The following is a 13,066-nucleotide window of genomic DNA, read 5'->3' as shown; positions in this document are numbered from 1 at the left end:
AATTCACCTCTTTACCGCGGCTTCTTGCCGAAGACCTTGATGTATTCGGCTTCGCCGCCCTTGGCGAGCGCCTTGGCCTGCTTGACCCAGTCGTCGCGTTCGATGCGGCCCTTGAAATTCAGGTATCCGTCGACCCACTCGCGCTCCGCCTTCTTCCACGAAGCAACTTGCGCGTAGGTGTAGATGCCCAGTTCGTTCAGCGTGCCCTCGATCTTCGGACCGACGCCCGAGATCAGCTTGAGGTCGTCGACGGCAGCCGGTTTTTCGATGCCGGCCGGGCGGTTCTTGTCCTCAAGCGACGGTTTGCCGGCAACGGCTGCAGCCTTGACCGGCTTCGACTTGTCGACGGTGTCGCCTTCGACCTTGGCGTTGGCGGCAGCCTCGGCCTTTGCCGTCGCCGGCGTCTTCAGGGAAGCATTGGTCTCGCTGGCAGCCGTCTTGACACGGCCGGCGTTGGACGGCGGCACGGAGACGGCCGGCGCGTCGCTGACCTTCTTGGCGCTGGTCGCCGCCTTGGCCGGAGCCAGATCAGCCAACATCAGCGACGTCAGACCGCCTTCCGGTGCGGAATAGATACGGTCGATCTGCGGACCGGGGGTGACTTCGGCACCCTTGCCTGCTTCGAAACGGTCGATGATCTGCTCGAGTTGCTCGGGCGTCAGGTCTTCGAAGGTATCCTTGAAGATCATGACCATCGGCGCGTTGACGCAGGCGCCCTGACATTCGACTTCTTCCCAGGAGAGCGTGCCGCTCTCATTGAGGGTGAAGGGATCGTGGGCGATCTTACTCTTGCAGACCTTGATCAGGTCTTCGGCGCCACGCAGCATGCACGGCGTCGTGCCGCAAACCTGAACGTGCGCACGCGTACCGACCGGCTTCAGCTGGAACTGGGTGTAGAAGGTCGCGACTTCGAGCGCGCGGATATAGGCCATGCCGAGCATGTCGGCGATCGACTCGATGGCGGCCTTCGTGACCCAGCCGTCCTGGTCCTGAGCGCGCATCAACAACGGGATGACGGCAGACTGCTCACGACCCTTGGGGTATTTCTTGATCGTTTCCTTCGCCCAGGCGGCGTTCTCCTTGCTGAAGGCAAAGCTCGCTGGCTGGACGGTGTCTTCGGCTAGTCGACGAACGGACATTCTAGTGGACACCTTATCAGTTAATCGAACCGCACCGCGATTTCGTCACCGAGACGAATTCGCAGGCATAGGCTGACTGGTCTTTCTGCAAAAATACGATGTAGCGCGTGCCATTGGCGACCGCGGCCTTGATCTCGTAGCCCTTGGCCACAAGGTCGGCCATCGAGCCCCCGCGCATGCCGCCCGACGTCGCGCCGCTATCGACCGATTCCTGTGCGGAAGCGGTCGATGCAAACGCGAAAAGAGCAAGCGTGGCCAGGGGCACGAGACGCATCAGCGGTCCACCTCACCGAACACGATATCGAGGGAGCCCAGCACGGCCGAAACGTCGGCAAGCTGGTGTCCCCGACAGAGGAAATCCATCGCCTGGAGATGCGCGTAACCCGGCGCACGGATCTTGCAGCGATAGGGCTTGTTGGTGCCGTCGGAGACGAGGTAGACGCCGAACTCGCCCTTCGGCGCTTCGACGGCGGCGTAAACTTCGCCGGCCGGCACGTGATAGCCTTCGGTGTAGAGCTTGAAGTGGTGGATCAGCGCTTCCATCGAGCGCTTCATCTCGCCGCGCTTCGGCGGAACGATCTTGCCGTCGAGCGACGAAACCGGGCCGACTTTGGCATCGCCGAGCAGGCGATCGACGCACTGGCGCATGATGCGCGCCGACTGGCGCATTTCGATCATGCGGATCAGGTAGCGGTCGAAGCAGTCGCCGTTCTTGCCGATCGGAATGTCGAATTCCATGTCGGAATAGCATTCGTAGGGCTGCGAGCGGCGCAGGTCCCAGGCAGCACCCGAGCCACGCACCATCACGCCCGAGAATCCCCAGGCCCAGGCGTCATCGAGTTTGACGACGCCGATATCGACGTTGCGCTGCTTGAAGATGCGGTTGCCCGTCAGGAGCTCGTCGATGTCGTCGACGGTCTTCAGGAACGGATCGATCCACTTGCCGATGTCTTCGACCAGCTCGTGCGGCAGGTCCTGGTGGACGCCGCCCGGACGGAAATAGGCCGAGTGCATGCGCGCGCCGCAGGCACGCTCATAGAACACCATCAGCTTTTCGCGCTCTTCGAAACCCCAGAGCGGCGGCGTCAACGCACCGACGTCCATGGCCTGCGTGGTCACGTTCAGCAGGTGCGAGAGGATGCGGCCGATTTCCGAGTAGAGGACGCGGATGAGCTGGCCGCGGATCGGCACTTCCGTGGCCGTCAGCTTCTCGATCGCCAGCGCAAAGGCGTGCTCCTGGTTCATCGGCGCCACGTAGTCGAGGCGGTCGAAATAGGGCACGGCCTGCAGATAGGTCTTGGTCTCGATCAGCTTCTCGGTGCCGCGATGCAGCAGGCCGATATGCGGATCGACGCGCTCGACGATCTCGCCATCAAGCTCGAGCACCAGACGAAGAACGCCGTGCGCCGCTGGATGCTGCGGGCCAAAGTTGATGTTGAAATTGCGGACGTTATGTTCGGTCATACCGATTGCTCCAGGCCGGACGGCAGCCGTTCAACGGCTACCGCGGGCCATTTAGTCTCACCGTGCCTTCGCCTTCTCGTCGCCGGGCAGGACGTAATCCGTACCTTCCCAGGGAGAGAGGAAGTCGAAGTTGCGGAATTCCTGCTTCAGCTCGACGGGTTCGTAGACGACGCGCTTGGCTTCGTCGTCGTAACGGACCTCGACAAAACCGGTGACCGGAAAGTCCTTGCGCAGCGGATGTCCTTCGAAACCGTAGTCCGTCAGGATGCGGCGCAGGTCCGGATGGCCGGTGAACAGGATGCCGTACATGTCGTAGGCTTCACGTTCGAACCAGTCGGCGCCGGGATAGACCGGCGTCGCCGACGGCACAGGCTCGTTCTCGCCGGTCTGGACCTTGATGCGCACGCGCAGGTTCTGGCGCGGCGACAGCAGGTGATAGACGACATCGAAACGGTCGGGACGCTGCGGCCAGTCGACGCCGCAGACGTCAACGAAGTTGATGAAAGCGCAGTGCACGTCATCGCGCAGGAAGGTGAGCAGCGCGATGAGGTTCGCAGACGTCGTCGTCAGCGTCAGTTCGCCATAGTTCAGCGACGCGTCGGAGATCAGCGCACCGCGTGTTTCGCGCAGGTAGGACGCAAGCTCGTTCAGGGCTTCACTCATATCAAAGACCCCCTGCCTTAGCGCTCGATCGTGCCGGTCCGGCGAATCTTCTTCTGCAGCAAAAGCACGCCGTAAAGCAGCGCTTCTGCCGTGGGAGGACAGCCTGGCACATAGATGTCGACGGGAACGACGCGGTCGCAGCCGCGAACAACCGAATAGGAATAATGGTAGTAGCCGCCGCCATTGGCGCAGGAGCCCATCGAGATGACGTAGCGCGGCTCCGGCATCTGGTCGTAGACCTTGCGGAGCGCAGGCGCCATCTTGTTGGTCAGCGTACCGGCGACGATCATGACGTCGGACTGACGCGGTGAGGCGCGCGGCGCGAAACCGAAACGCTCGGCATCATAACGCGGCATCGACATCTGCATCATCTCGACCGCGCAGCAGGCGAGACCGAAGGTCATCCACATCAGCGAGCCGGTACGGGCCCAGTTGATGAGCTCATCCGTCGAGGTGACGAGAAAACCCTTGTCGGCGAGTTCATTGTTGATCTCGCCGAAGAATGCATCATTGCTGCCGATCGGCTTGCCGGTGGAGGGATCGATGATCCCCTTCGGCTTGGGCGCAACGAGCGTAGTGCCGGATGCTGCTAGTTCCATTCCAGCGCTCCCTTCTTCCATTCATAGATAAAGCCGATCGTCAGCACGCCGAGGAAGACCATCATCGACCAGAAGCCGAACCAGCCCAGCTCATGGAACGAGACCGCCCAGGGGAAGAGGAAGGCCACTTCGAGGTCGAAGATGATGAAGAGGATCGACACGAGATAGAAGCGGATGTCGAACTTCATGCGGGCGTCATCGAACGCATTGAAGCCGCACTCGTAGGCCGACAGTTTTTCCGAATCAGGAGCCTTGAAGGCGACGGCGAAGGGAGCAATCAGAAGCGCCACACCGATCACCAATGCGATTCCAATGAAAATCGCGATCGGAACGTAGGAACCGAGAAGTTCAGTCATTGTTATCCGTCCCTGCCTGCGGGAGGGCGCATGGGAGAGCGCCAGAACAACAGATCTCGCAGGCCGAAAAATATGTTGCAACGCCAGAGTGGTTAGCGCAGCCCGCGCCCGTGCGCAAGCCTTCAAGGGTCAATTAAACCGGTTCGCGACACAGGATCGAATGGGTGGAGACGACAAAGCTCGGAATCGCAAGCCGTGACCGACTTTACCGTAAACAGCGGCAAGGAGAGACAGATTGCCGCAGTGCACAAATCAGGGCTAGCGCACGCAAAAACAGGAGGAGTGTAAGAAGAAGAAATGGCGCGAGTGACGGGGCTCGAACCCGCGACCTCCGGCGTGACAGGCCGGCACTCTAACCGACTGAGCTACACCCGCGCATGATGACCGCGAACGATCATTATTACCACCATCGGCGCTTCCTGAGAATGCCTAGGCAATTCCAGATCAAGAGTGGCGCGAGTGACGGGGCTCGAACCCGCGACCTCCGGCGTGACAGGCCGGCACTCTAACCGACTGAGCTACACCCGCATCATCTTGACTTGGTTGGAGCGTTTCCGCCCCAACACCGAGCGGGCTTGCCCGTTCGATGAGCGGCTAACTAAGCGGTTCGCATTTGGGTGTCAAGCGTGTTTGAAGACAAATCCGTGACGGAATGAAAATAGATCCACAGGACAAAGTGACGACAAAGTTCAGGAGGCCGGATCATGCACACGACGCAGCCACATGCCCACTCCGATCGCCTCTTCCATCCCGTGCAGTGATCCCGAACGGCAAATCTTTATCTCTCGCCCTCCCCTGCCACGGGTGACGGCCAAAGACACGCTTTCTTGTCCACAACCAGGAACCCCGGCAATTCAGGGCATCGCGCGATCCAAGACAAAAAAAATCATAAAAACGATACAAATGCTCTTGCGGTTTTTTTCGGTTACGCCTAGATCACGGCCACCGACGCGGCGGACTGATCCGGTCCAAACGCTGAAGGGCGATTAGCTCAGTTGGTAGAGCGCCTCGTTTACACCGAGGATGTCGGGAGTTCGAGTCTCTCATCGCCCACCATTTTCCTTCTCCTCCCAATTCATCGCATAAGATAGCGACCTCGCGGCGTTAGAACCTTGTTGCGTTCGTGACTGTTCATAGGCCGAGAATGCGTTCGCTCCGGCGACGCCTATCTGTGCCACGATAGCGCTGATGTTGAGCGGCGCCTGTCGGGGACAGAAGCGGCTGTGCCTGACAGCCGCCGTCAGCCATGCACTCCCCACCATCGACGTGACCGGCCGTTCCTGTCGGTCAGCTGATTCTGTCGCGTGGCTCTACGCCCCGCGATACTGTTCGTCGGTCACATGCTCCAGCCAATCCACAGCCTTGCCGTCGAGCGCTTCCTGAATCGCAAGATGAACCATTGCGGTATCGGGTGCGGCACCGTGCCAGTGTTTTTCGCCCGGCGGGAACCAGACCACGTCGCCGACACGAATCTCGCGCACCGGGCCGCCCCAGCTTTGCGCGAGGCCGCGGCCGGCGGTCACGATCAATGTCTGACCGAGTGGATGGGTGTGCCAGGCGGTGCGGGCGCCCGGCTCGAAGGTAACGCTGACGGCGCGGATCCGCGCCGGATCTGCGGTCTCGATGACCGGATCCTGCCGCACCGTACCGGTGAAATACTCAGCCGGCGCGCGCGTCGAAGGTCTCGACCCACCGGGTATGATGTCCATCTCTCGTTCCTCCGGGTTTTTCGTTTGCGGCGCTTCTTTTCAGCGAAAGCGCGTCACGCCAACAGGCACTACCTCGCCCGCGAGCCTATCATAACCTGTGGATTGTCACAGTCGGGCAGGCACTGCGGGCGATCTCGCAAAGATGTTCGTGGTGCGTCAGGTAGATCACCTGGCCCACGCGCGCCATTTCGGCCATTTGCTCGAAAGCGCGGCCAGCACGCCCGTCATCGAAGGTCTCCATGATGTCGTCGGCGATAAAGGGCAGCGATTCGCGCGCTGCCGCGATTTCGTGATAGCCGGCGATCCTGAGCGCCAGATAGAGTTGGAATCGGGTGCCCTTGGAGAGATCCTTGGCAAGTTTCGATCCACCACCAGCGGCATTGGCGATCAGGAACTCCTGCCCCTTGTCGGACTGCGCCGATAGGCCGGAATATTCTCCGCCACTGATCCGGCTGAAGGTTTCGGAGGCGCGGCGCATCATCGCGCTGCGATGCCGCTCGCGGAAAAGCCGGAGCGCCATCTCCGCTGCGATGACGCCGGCCCGGAGCCGCAAATAGCCAAGCGCCCTGTTCTCGATGTCGAGCAGCAGCGTTCGCCGCTTCTGATCGAGATCGGCAACCGTGTCCCCGCCTTCGACATCGACGAGTGCCTTCTCCTTGCCGCGCATATCCGTGTGCAACTCGCTGACTTCGCGGTCGCTGTCTTCAAGCGCCGCATCGAGCCGCGCCAATTCCAACAGGACCGCGGCCTCATCGAGTTCCGTGAGCAACGCCTCGGCCTGCTCGCAGGTGGCGACGCCCAATCGGGAGGCGATATCCGCTTCCAGTTCGGCGATTCGCTGGCGCAGGCGCTCCTGTTCGCGCGCGGCTTCGAACTGCTGCATGGCATCGTCGACCGTTTCACAGTCGAAAAACGCGAGGACGAGGCGCCGGCGCGCCATGTGGAGCTCTTGTTCGGCACAGATTGCGCGTCGCTCGTCGTCCAAGCGGGCCAGTTCCGACAGGAATGTCGCCCGGCGGTCGGAAAGCCGCTGGGCCTCGGCGGCACGCGCCTTGAGCGCCGTAAACGTTGTGAACGTATCGTCTGTCAGCGGTCCGCCAGCGAGGTCGGCGATGGCACGTTCGAATGCCGCCTGATCCTTGCGCATCCCGGCGACACGATACTCGAGATCGGCCTTGCGCTGTACGAGCTTGTCCAGGTCCTGCAGGACCGCAAGCATCGCGCCAATCTGCTCCGGCACGAGCCGGTCGCTGCGTTCCGCAAGCCAGCTCTTGGCAAGAAGCGTATTCCACTGCTCCTGCCAGGTAGTCATTTCGGTTTCAGCAAGATCAAGGGTCGAGCGTCGGCCTTCAAGAACCGTCGCGCTGCGCTTTGCCGCCTCGCGGGCTGTGTTGCGGGCGGCGGCTGAGGTCTGTGCCTGCGATACGACGCGCTCTGCGATCTGCAGGAGATCGTCGAGTCGCTCCGACAGCCCTCCTTCCATGCCGATGCCGGCGAGTTCGTCGCTGAGCCCGCGAATCGCTTCGGCCTCCTCGGCATGCGCCCGGTCGAACTCCAGACGGACAGGGCGCAATTGCGCGCGAAGTTCGAGCGCCGAACTCCGGATAGCGAGCCAGGCTTCCAGTTGGAGCAAGCCCGTGACGCTCGGCAAGCCGCAGGACGTGACGACGACTTCCAGAGACTGCGCCTGGAGCGCCACCTCCTCGCTGCATCGCTGCTGCTGCTCGCGCAGCGCCGCAAGGCGGGCGCGTCTCTCGGCGATCGAAAGAGACAGGCCGCGCATATCGGCAAGCCGCGCCGTTTCGGCGAGGCGCAGCGCGGTAACTTCGTCATCCCTACCCATCGCCTCTTCGAAAGCGACAGCCGTTTCCTGAAGAAGCCGGCCCTTGTGCCGCTCCCAGGCCTCGTCACGACGGCGACGCAGTGCCGCGGCCGAAACATCGTCCAGAGTGCCGCCAACGGCGGACTGCGCGGCCAGCCGCGCCTCCTCGCCCACAAGCAGCTCCTGCTCGCCGGCAACGCGATCGGATACGCGCGCTTGCCGCTCTTCCAAAGTGGCTGCGGCCCTACGCAACGCCTCAAGCGCTCCGGGCGCTGGAACGCTGAGCGCCAGCAGATCGTCGGCGCTTCCAGCGAAAGGCTTCAGCTGCAGCAGCTTGTCGGCAAGTTCCGCTTCCAGCCGATCCAGAGATTGCGCCGCGGCCTGTTTCCGAAGCAGGCAGTCACTGCGACGCAGCAGCGTCAGTCGCCCCGAAAGACCGGAGGTGTCCGCCAGCCCCCCTTCTCCATCAATCCGCACCAGCTCACATTCAGCGATCCGTTTTTCCTCGACCGCGGCTTGCACTTCGTGGTGAGCCGAAGCGCGCCGTTCGGCCAGTGCAGAATGTCGGCGCGCCAGATCCTGCAGTCGCGCACCGACCCCTGCCGGCAGCAGCAGATCGGCAGGGTCGCGGTCTGCCGGTTCACCGAGCCGCAGCAGGCAACCGACGATCTCCGTCGACGTTCTCGCCAACTCTTCCAATCGCGACGGCATATCGCGCGCGGCCGTGACATAGCGCGCATCGAGGGCCGTCTCCTGCAGCGCCGTCAGCCGTTCGGCCAGGCACAGCCCTTTTTTGTCGAGCGGAAGCTCTTCCAACGCATTGCGGCGGTGCTGCATCTCGCTTTGGTTCTGCCGAAGCCTGACCTCGATCTCCGCTTCCTGGCGGCGAAGCGCCGGCAGCTCGGTTGCCCACTCGGTCGGCGGGACCGGCAGCACCGGCGCGCTCGCCAGTTCCATGCGAAGCGCACGCAGCCGGCCAAAGTGCGGCAGGGCCTCGATCTCCGCCTTCAAGCGAGACTGCGCGACCCGAAGTTCGGCGCGACGTGTGATCGCTTCCTCATGCCGGTCGCGTGCTTGCGCCAGCGTCTTGCGCAGCGCCGCATATTCGCGTGCGTTGATGTCGAGGGCATTTCGCTCCGTCCTCAGGGCGTCAAGCTGCGCCTTCAGCTCTGCAAGCTGATGCTTGCGCGCCTGTGGCCGGTAGAAGGCGTCGGCCTGGCCGCGCAAGGCGGCAAGGATCGCCGTACTGTCCGGCAGTCCCGAGCTTGCGGAAAACAACAGCGACCCAAGCTCTCCCTCGCTCTTCAGGATCGCCTCGCCGCCCTTCTCGATGCTCTCGTCATCGAGCGAAAACATTGTCTGATAGGTGTCGCGATCGATCGCGCCCAGCACACCGGAGAAGAGATTGTCGGGCAAAGGCTGGTCGTCGATGCCGACCAGCGAGTTCGACTTGCGTTTGACCCGGAACACGCGGTGCGTCCGATCAGCCGCCTCGATGGTGCCACCGACCCGCATTGTCGGATAGGGATGCAGGAACCCATAGGGGCTCGAGTGTTCGATCCCGAAGAGCAGATCGAGGAAGCCCGAGAACATCGTTGACTTGCCCGCCTCGTTCGGCCCGTAGACGATATGCAGATCGGGCACGCCGGCCACGCTCTCACCGAAGTCGAGGCGGCGATCGGTGAATTTGCCATAGCGGACGAGATCGAGCGCGCGGAGCCGCATCAGTGGATGCCCTCGCCGGAACCGCTGCCATGAAGATGGGCAAGCACTTCCGTGCCTCCCGACGCGCTGGCCTCGAAGGCAAGCTGCTCGATCGCGTCTTCATCGGGTGCCAACGCCTGGCGCATCTCAGGAGGCAATTGTTGCAGCAGATCTTCCACGGCTGCCCGGACGTCCTGGCGAAACCCGTGGGCCGGCAGCACATCGGCCTCGACGAGGGCCACCAGCTCATCGACAGGATCCAGCATCGCACCCGTTTTTTCCACCAGTGGATTGCCGCAGGCGAGTTCCAGCTTCTCGATCCAGCAACCGACGATGCCGGCCGCGATGTTGTCGATCTCGGCGCGCAGCAAATCCGTATCGCGGCGAAGGCGCCAGGCCAGCGGCGTCGCCCCCGTGAACGTTACGCGCAGGATCACATTTTCCGCCGGCGTATCCACAGAGATCCGCACAAGCGCCTGCCTGACCGCATCAAGCACGTCGCGCCACTCGGAGAGGCCGGTGATATCGACTGGCAGGCGCTCGAAACTGGCGATGCCGATCGGCAGTTCGGTAATCTCCGCCCGGCCGTCCTCATCGATCGCCACCAGCGTCACGCTCTTCACACCGGCTTCGTTGACGTCGCGGCCCTGCGGTATGCCGGGCATGACGACGAAGGGGCCCGTTGCATGGATCTGGCGTTGATGGATGTGGCCGAGAGCCCAGTAGTCAAATCCATGTGCCACGAGGTCGGCGGCGCTGCAGGGCGCGTAGAGATCATGGCCGGCCGCACCGGCAAGGCTCGTGTGCAGCATGCCGATGTTGAGCGCGCCCGACATCGGCGGCTGAAAGGCCGGCAGCAGGCTTTCCGGCGCGTGCGGGCTGGCGAAACTCACCCCGTGCACATAGACGTCGCGCCCGCTTGCCAAGGTCTTGGCAAGAACGGCCTTCGCTCTGCCTTTGAACACATGCGCCGAAGGCGGCAAAGTGAGCTCGTTGGTGACTTGCGACTGGGCATCGTGGTTGCCACGGATGATGAACGTCCGGATCCCCGCCTCATCCAGCCGGCGCAACTCCCGCCCGAGAAACAGCGCCGTGTTCATCGACGTCTGGCTGCCATCATAGAGATCGCCTGCAATCAGCAGCGCATCGACCTTTTCGGCAATGCAGAGATCGACGATCTTGACGAAGGCGCGCCTGGACGCGCCGCGCACGATCTCCGCGAGGTCGGCGTTTCTAAGGGCGAGGCTGCGGAGGGGCGAATCGAGATGAAGATCTGCGGTATGGACGAAGCGGAAGGGCATGGCCGACCATGGCCCGGCAGGCCGGCGCCCGTCAATCAGTGGCGACCCTTCATCCACGTGGGAGATTGGTCGGCTGCAGACGAGCATTCTTCAGACCATCCAAGTAAAGCCAAGACTAATACAGAACATCTCCGCAGAGACTGCCGAAAACGAATGATCAACAGCACCGCCGGAGTACCTGCAAATATCAGATTATACTCACTTTAATCGATTAGGGTTTTTGTAACATCTTGTTCGCTAGGTTTCCGTCGGCTGCGCTCCCAGCGCATCCAGGCACCGGAATGATTCCTGCTTCGGCATCCGCTCCGTCATGACGATCAAGAGCCGGAACGACTTCATCAAGTACAGCTTTTATGGACGGCCGTCCTTCCGGGGGAAACCTATGTCACGACTCAAGATTTCACACACGCTCATTGCCCTCTTCCTCGTGGTCGCCGTCATCGTCGCGGCGCTAGCCGTCTCGTCGCTCGGCGGCATCAAGATGATGAACGAGCGCAACAACGAGATCGCCACCACCTGGCTGCCGCGTGTCTCGCTTTCCCGCGCGCTCGAAACCCAGCTTTCCGATACGCGCATGGCCTTTGCGCGCCACCTGATCTCGCTGACGCCCTTCGAAAAGAAGGCCGCGGAAAAAGTCATCGGCCAGACCGTCGAAGGCTTCAACAAGCTCGCCGACGACTATGCGGCGCTGATGGTAACGGACGCCGACAAGGCCGCGCTGGAAAAGGTACGCGCTGCCTATCAGGCCTACCTTTCCATCGCCGATGGCATGGTCAAGCTCTCCAACAACCTCGAGAACATGAAGGCGCAGAGCGTCTTCAAGGTCGAGATGCGGGAGACCGAGCAGAAGGTCGACGAGGCGATCAAGGAAGTACGCGCGCTCAACGTCGCCGGCGCCGACGCCGCGGTTGCAGCAAGCTCGGCAACGCACGACCAGATCCGCATGATCGAAATGGCCGTCATCGCTGTTGCGGCGATCATCGTGCTCGGCGCCATTCTCTATGCCGTGCGCGGTATCGCCCGCCCGATCCAGATCATCACCCGTTCGATGGCGCGCCTTGCGGAAGGCGACACGGACAGCAGCATCCCCTACGGCGCCCGCAAGGACGAAATCGGCGAGATGGCCCGTGCCGTCGAAGTCTTCCGTCAGGCGGCAATCACCAACCAGCAGCTCGAAGCGGATGCCCAGACACAGCGCGCCCGGGCCGAGGCCGATCGCCTGCGCCTGACCGAGGAAGCCGAAACTGCGGCACAGCGCCGCCTCCAGGAAGCGACGGCCGGTCTTGCTGGCGGCCTGCGCCGGCTTGCCTCCGGCGATCTCGCCTTCCAGCTCGACGAACCTTTTGCACCGGACTTCGAGCAGCTCCGCCACGACCTGAACCAGACCGTCGCCCAACTGGCCGATACGCTTGCCGCCGTTTCGGCCAGCTCCGGCAGCATCGACAGCGGTGCGCGCGAAGTCAGCCAGAGTGCGGACGACCTGTCGCGTCGGACCGAGCAGCAGGCAGCCTCACTGGAAGAGACGGCCGCTGCGCTCGACCAGATCACCGTCAATGTCGGCAATTCGTCGAAGCGCACCAACGAGGCCCGTGCCGTCGCCGGCCAGGCAAACGAAAGCGCCCGCAAGTCCGGCGCCATCGTCTCGGGCGCGGTCGATGCCATGGGCCGGATCGAGCATTCGTCGAGCCAGATCTCGAACATCATCGGCGTCATCGACGAAATTGCCTTCCAGACGAATCTTCTGGCGCTGAACGCCGGCGTCGAAGCAGCCCGCGCCGGCGATGCCGGCAAGGGTTTCGCCGTCGTCGCTCAGGAAGTCCGCGAGCTTGCCCAGCGCTCGGCCAATGCGGCCAAGGAGATCAAGGACCTGATCCGCAACTCCGCTGTCGAAGTCGAAAGCGGCGTCCGGCTCGTGCGCGAAACCGGCGAGGCTCTCCGCACCATCGAAGGCTTCATCGTCACGATCAACCAGCACATGGATGCGATCGCCATCTCGGCGCAGGAGCAGTCCGCCGGACTGTCGGAGGTCAACACCGCCGTGAACCAGATGGATCAGGTGACCCAGCAGAACGCAGCCATGGTCGAGGAAGCCAATGCCGCAAGCGCCACGCTTGCCCAGGAAGCCGGCCGCCTGCGCGAGCTGATCGCCCGCTTCACGCTGGAAGAGGCTCAGGCCTACGGCTACGCGCCGTCGGCCGGCTCGACACGCCGGGCGGCATAACCACGACGCACGCCGTGCTTGGTTTTTCGCGGGCGGGTTCGAGACACGAAATTCTTGACAAACCGACAGAAACGGCCGCCGGAAACGG

Annotated in this window: 10 protein-coding genes and 3 tRNA genes; 2 read left to right on the top strand and 11 right to left on the bottom strand. The window is 62.6% G+C overall.

Going from position 1 to position 13,066, the window contains the following annotated elements; translation table 11 throughout:
* Positions 1–11: 11 nt before the first annotated feature.
* The 8 genes from AC3WWH_RS06535 to AC3WWH_RS06500 all read right to left on the bottom strand — a co-directional run bounded on the left by AC3WWH_RS06535 (position 12) and on the right by AC3WWH_RS06500 (position 4,749).
* Positions 12–1,139 (bottom strand): NADH-quinone oxidoreductase subunit E, encoded by a 1,128-nt coding sequence (locus AC3WWH_RS06535; RefSeq protein ID WP_058321495.1) that lies wholly within the window; start codon positions 1,137–1,139, stop codon positions 12–14.
* Positions 1,140–1,155: 16 nt separating this feature from the next.
* Entirely contained in the window at positions 1,156–1,413 is a 258-nt protein-coding gene (locus AC3WWH_RS06530) for a hypothetical protein (protein ID WP_058321496.1), read from the bottom strand.
* Positions 1,413–2,603, bottom strand: a complete 1,191-nt coding sequence (locus AC3WWH_RS06525; protein ID WP_058321497.1) for an NADH-quinone oxidoreductase subunit D — start codon at positions 2,601–2,603, stop codon at positions 1,413–1,415. Before AC3WWH_RS06525 ends, AC3WWH_RS06530 begins: the two co-directional genes overlap by 1 nt.
* Positions 2,604–2,660: 57 nt before the next feature.
* Entirely contained in the window at positions 2,661–3,266 is a 606-nt protein-coding gene (locus AC3WWH_RS06520; protein ID WP_057252333.1) for an NADH-quinone oxidoreductase subunit C, read from the bottom strand.
* 17 nt (positions 3,267–3,283) lie between these two features.
* The gene (locus AC3WWH_RS06515; protein WP_057252335.1) at positions 3,284–3,865 is read right to left on the bottom strand and encodes a NuoB/complex I 20 kDa subunit family protein; all 582 of its coding nucleotides are present in this window, start codon (positions 3,863–3,865) and stop codon (positions 3,284–3,286) included.
* Positions 3,856–4,221, bottom strand: a complete 366-nt coding sequence (locus AC3WWH_RS06510) for an NADH-quinone oxidoreductase subunit A (RefSeq protein ID WP_034803593.1) — start codon at positions 4,219–4,221, stop codon at positions 3,856–3,858. Before AC3WWH_RS06510 ends, AC3WWH_RS06515 begins: the two co-directional genes overlap by 10 nt.
* 298 nt (positions 4,222–4,519) lie before the next feature.
* A tRNA-Asp gene (locus AC3WWH_RS06505) sits at positions 4,520–4,596 on the bottom strand.
* 76 nt (positions 4,597–4,672) lie between these two features.
* Positions 4,673–4,749: transfer RNA gene (locus AC3WWH_RS06500), tRNA-Asp, on the bottom strand.
* 452 nt (positions 4,750–5,201) lie between these two features.
* Here AC3WWH_RS06500 and AC3WWH_RS06495 point away from each other — a divergent pair.
* Positions 5,202–5,277, top strand: a tRNA-Val gene (locus AC3WWH_RS06495).
* 254 nt (positions 5,278–5,531) lie between these two features.
* On the opposite strand, the gene AC3WWH_RS06490 is transcribed toward AC3WWH_RS06495, so the two are convergent.
* From AC3WWH_RS06490 to AC3WWH_RS06480, 3 genes are all read right to left on the bottom strand, one after another.
* The gene (locus AC3WWH_RS06490) at positions 5,532–5,930 is read right to left on the bottom strand and encodes a (R)-mandelonitrile lyase (RefSeq protein WP_057252339.1); all 399 of its coding nucleotides are present in this window, start codon (positions 5,928–5,930) and stop codon (positions 5,532–5,534) included.
* Positions 5,931–6,018: 88 nt separating this feature from the next.
* Positions 6,019–9,477 carry an ATP-binding protein gene (locus AC3WWH_RS06485; RefSeq protein WP_058321498.1) on the bottom strand — a complete coding sequence of 1,153 codons (3,459 nt, stop codon included), beginning with the start codon at positions 9,475–9,477 and terminating at the stop codon, positions 6,019–6,021.
* On the bottom strand, positions 9,477–10,757 hold the full coding sequence (locus AC3WWH_RS06480; protein WP_058321536.1) for a metallophosphoesterase family protein: 1,281 nt from the start codon (positions 10,755–10,757) through the stop codon (positions 9,477–9,479). The genes AC3WWH_RS06485 and AC3WWH_RS06480 overlap by 1 nt, the downstream gene beginning before the upstream one ends.
* Positions 10,758–11,139: 382 nt before the next feature.
* Here AC3WWH_RS06480 and AC3WWH_RS06475 point away from each other — a divergent pair, with 382 nt between their 5' ends.
* Positions 11,140–12,978 carry a methyl-accepting chemotaxis protein gene (locus tag AC3WWH_RS06475; protein ID WP_058321499.1) on the top strand — a complete coding sequence of 613 codons (1,839 nt, stop codon included), beginning with the start codon at positions 11,140–11,142 and terminating at the stop codon, positions 12,976–12,978.
* Positions 12,979–13,066: the final 88 nt, after the last annotated feature.

This window comes from Ensifer sp. EB106-03-01-XG145 (assembly GCF_058792075.1).
The sequence above is the reverse complement of the archived record's forward strand: the minus strand, read 5'-3'. Positions and strand labels throughout refer to the sequence as shown.

Bases quoted from the DNA above. Each gene is read 5' to 3' on its own strand.
- AC3WWH_RS06475 (WP_058321499.1), top strand. From the start codon at position 11,140: ATGTCACGACTCAAGATTTCACACACGCTCATTGCCCTCTTCCTCGTG.
- AC3WWH_RS06525 (WP_058321497.1), bottom strand. From the start codon at position 2,603: ATGACCGAACATAACGTCCGCAATTTCAACATCAACTTTGGCCCGCAG.
- AC3WWH_RS06530 (WP_058321496.1), bottom strand. From the start codon at position 1,413: ATGCGTCTCGTGCCCCTGGCCACGCTTGCTCTTTTCGCGTTTGCATCG.
- AC3WWH_RS06515 (WP_057252335.1), bottom strand. From the start codon at position 3,865: ATGGAACTAGCAGCATCCGGCACTACGCTCGTTGCGCCCAAGCCGAAG.
- AC3WWH_RS06480 (WP_058321536.1), bottom strand. From the start codon at position 10,757: ATGCCCTTCCGCTTCGTCCATACCGCAGATCTTCATCTCGATTCGCCC.
- AC3WWH_RS06490 (WP_057252339.1), bottom strand. From the start codon at position 5,930: ATGGACATCATACCCGGTGGGTCGAGACCTTCGACGCGCGCGCCGGCT.
- AC3WWH_RS06520 (WP_057252333.1), bottom strand. From the start codon at position 3,266: ATGAGTGAAGCCCTGAACGAGCTTGCGTCCTACCTGCGCGAAACACGC.
- AC3WWH_RS06485 (WP_058321498.1), bottom strand. From the start codon at position 9,477: ATGCGGCTCCGCGCGCTCGATCTCGTCCGCTATGGCAAATTCACCGAT.
- AC3WWH_RS06535 (WP_058321495.1), bottom strand. From the start codon at position 1,139: ATGTCCGTTCGTCGACTAGCCGAAGACACCGTCCAGCCAGCGAGCTTT.
- AC3WWH_RS06510 (WP_034803593.1), bottom strand. From the start codon at position 4,221: ATGACTGAACTTCTCGGTTCCTACGTTCCGATCGCGATTTTCATTGGA.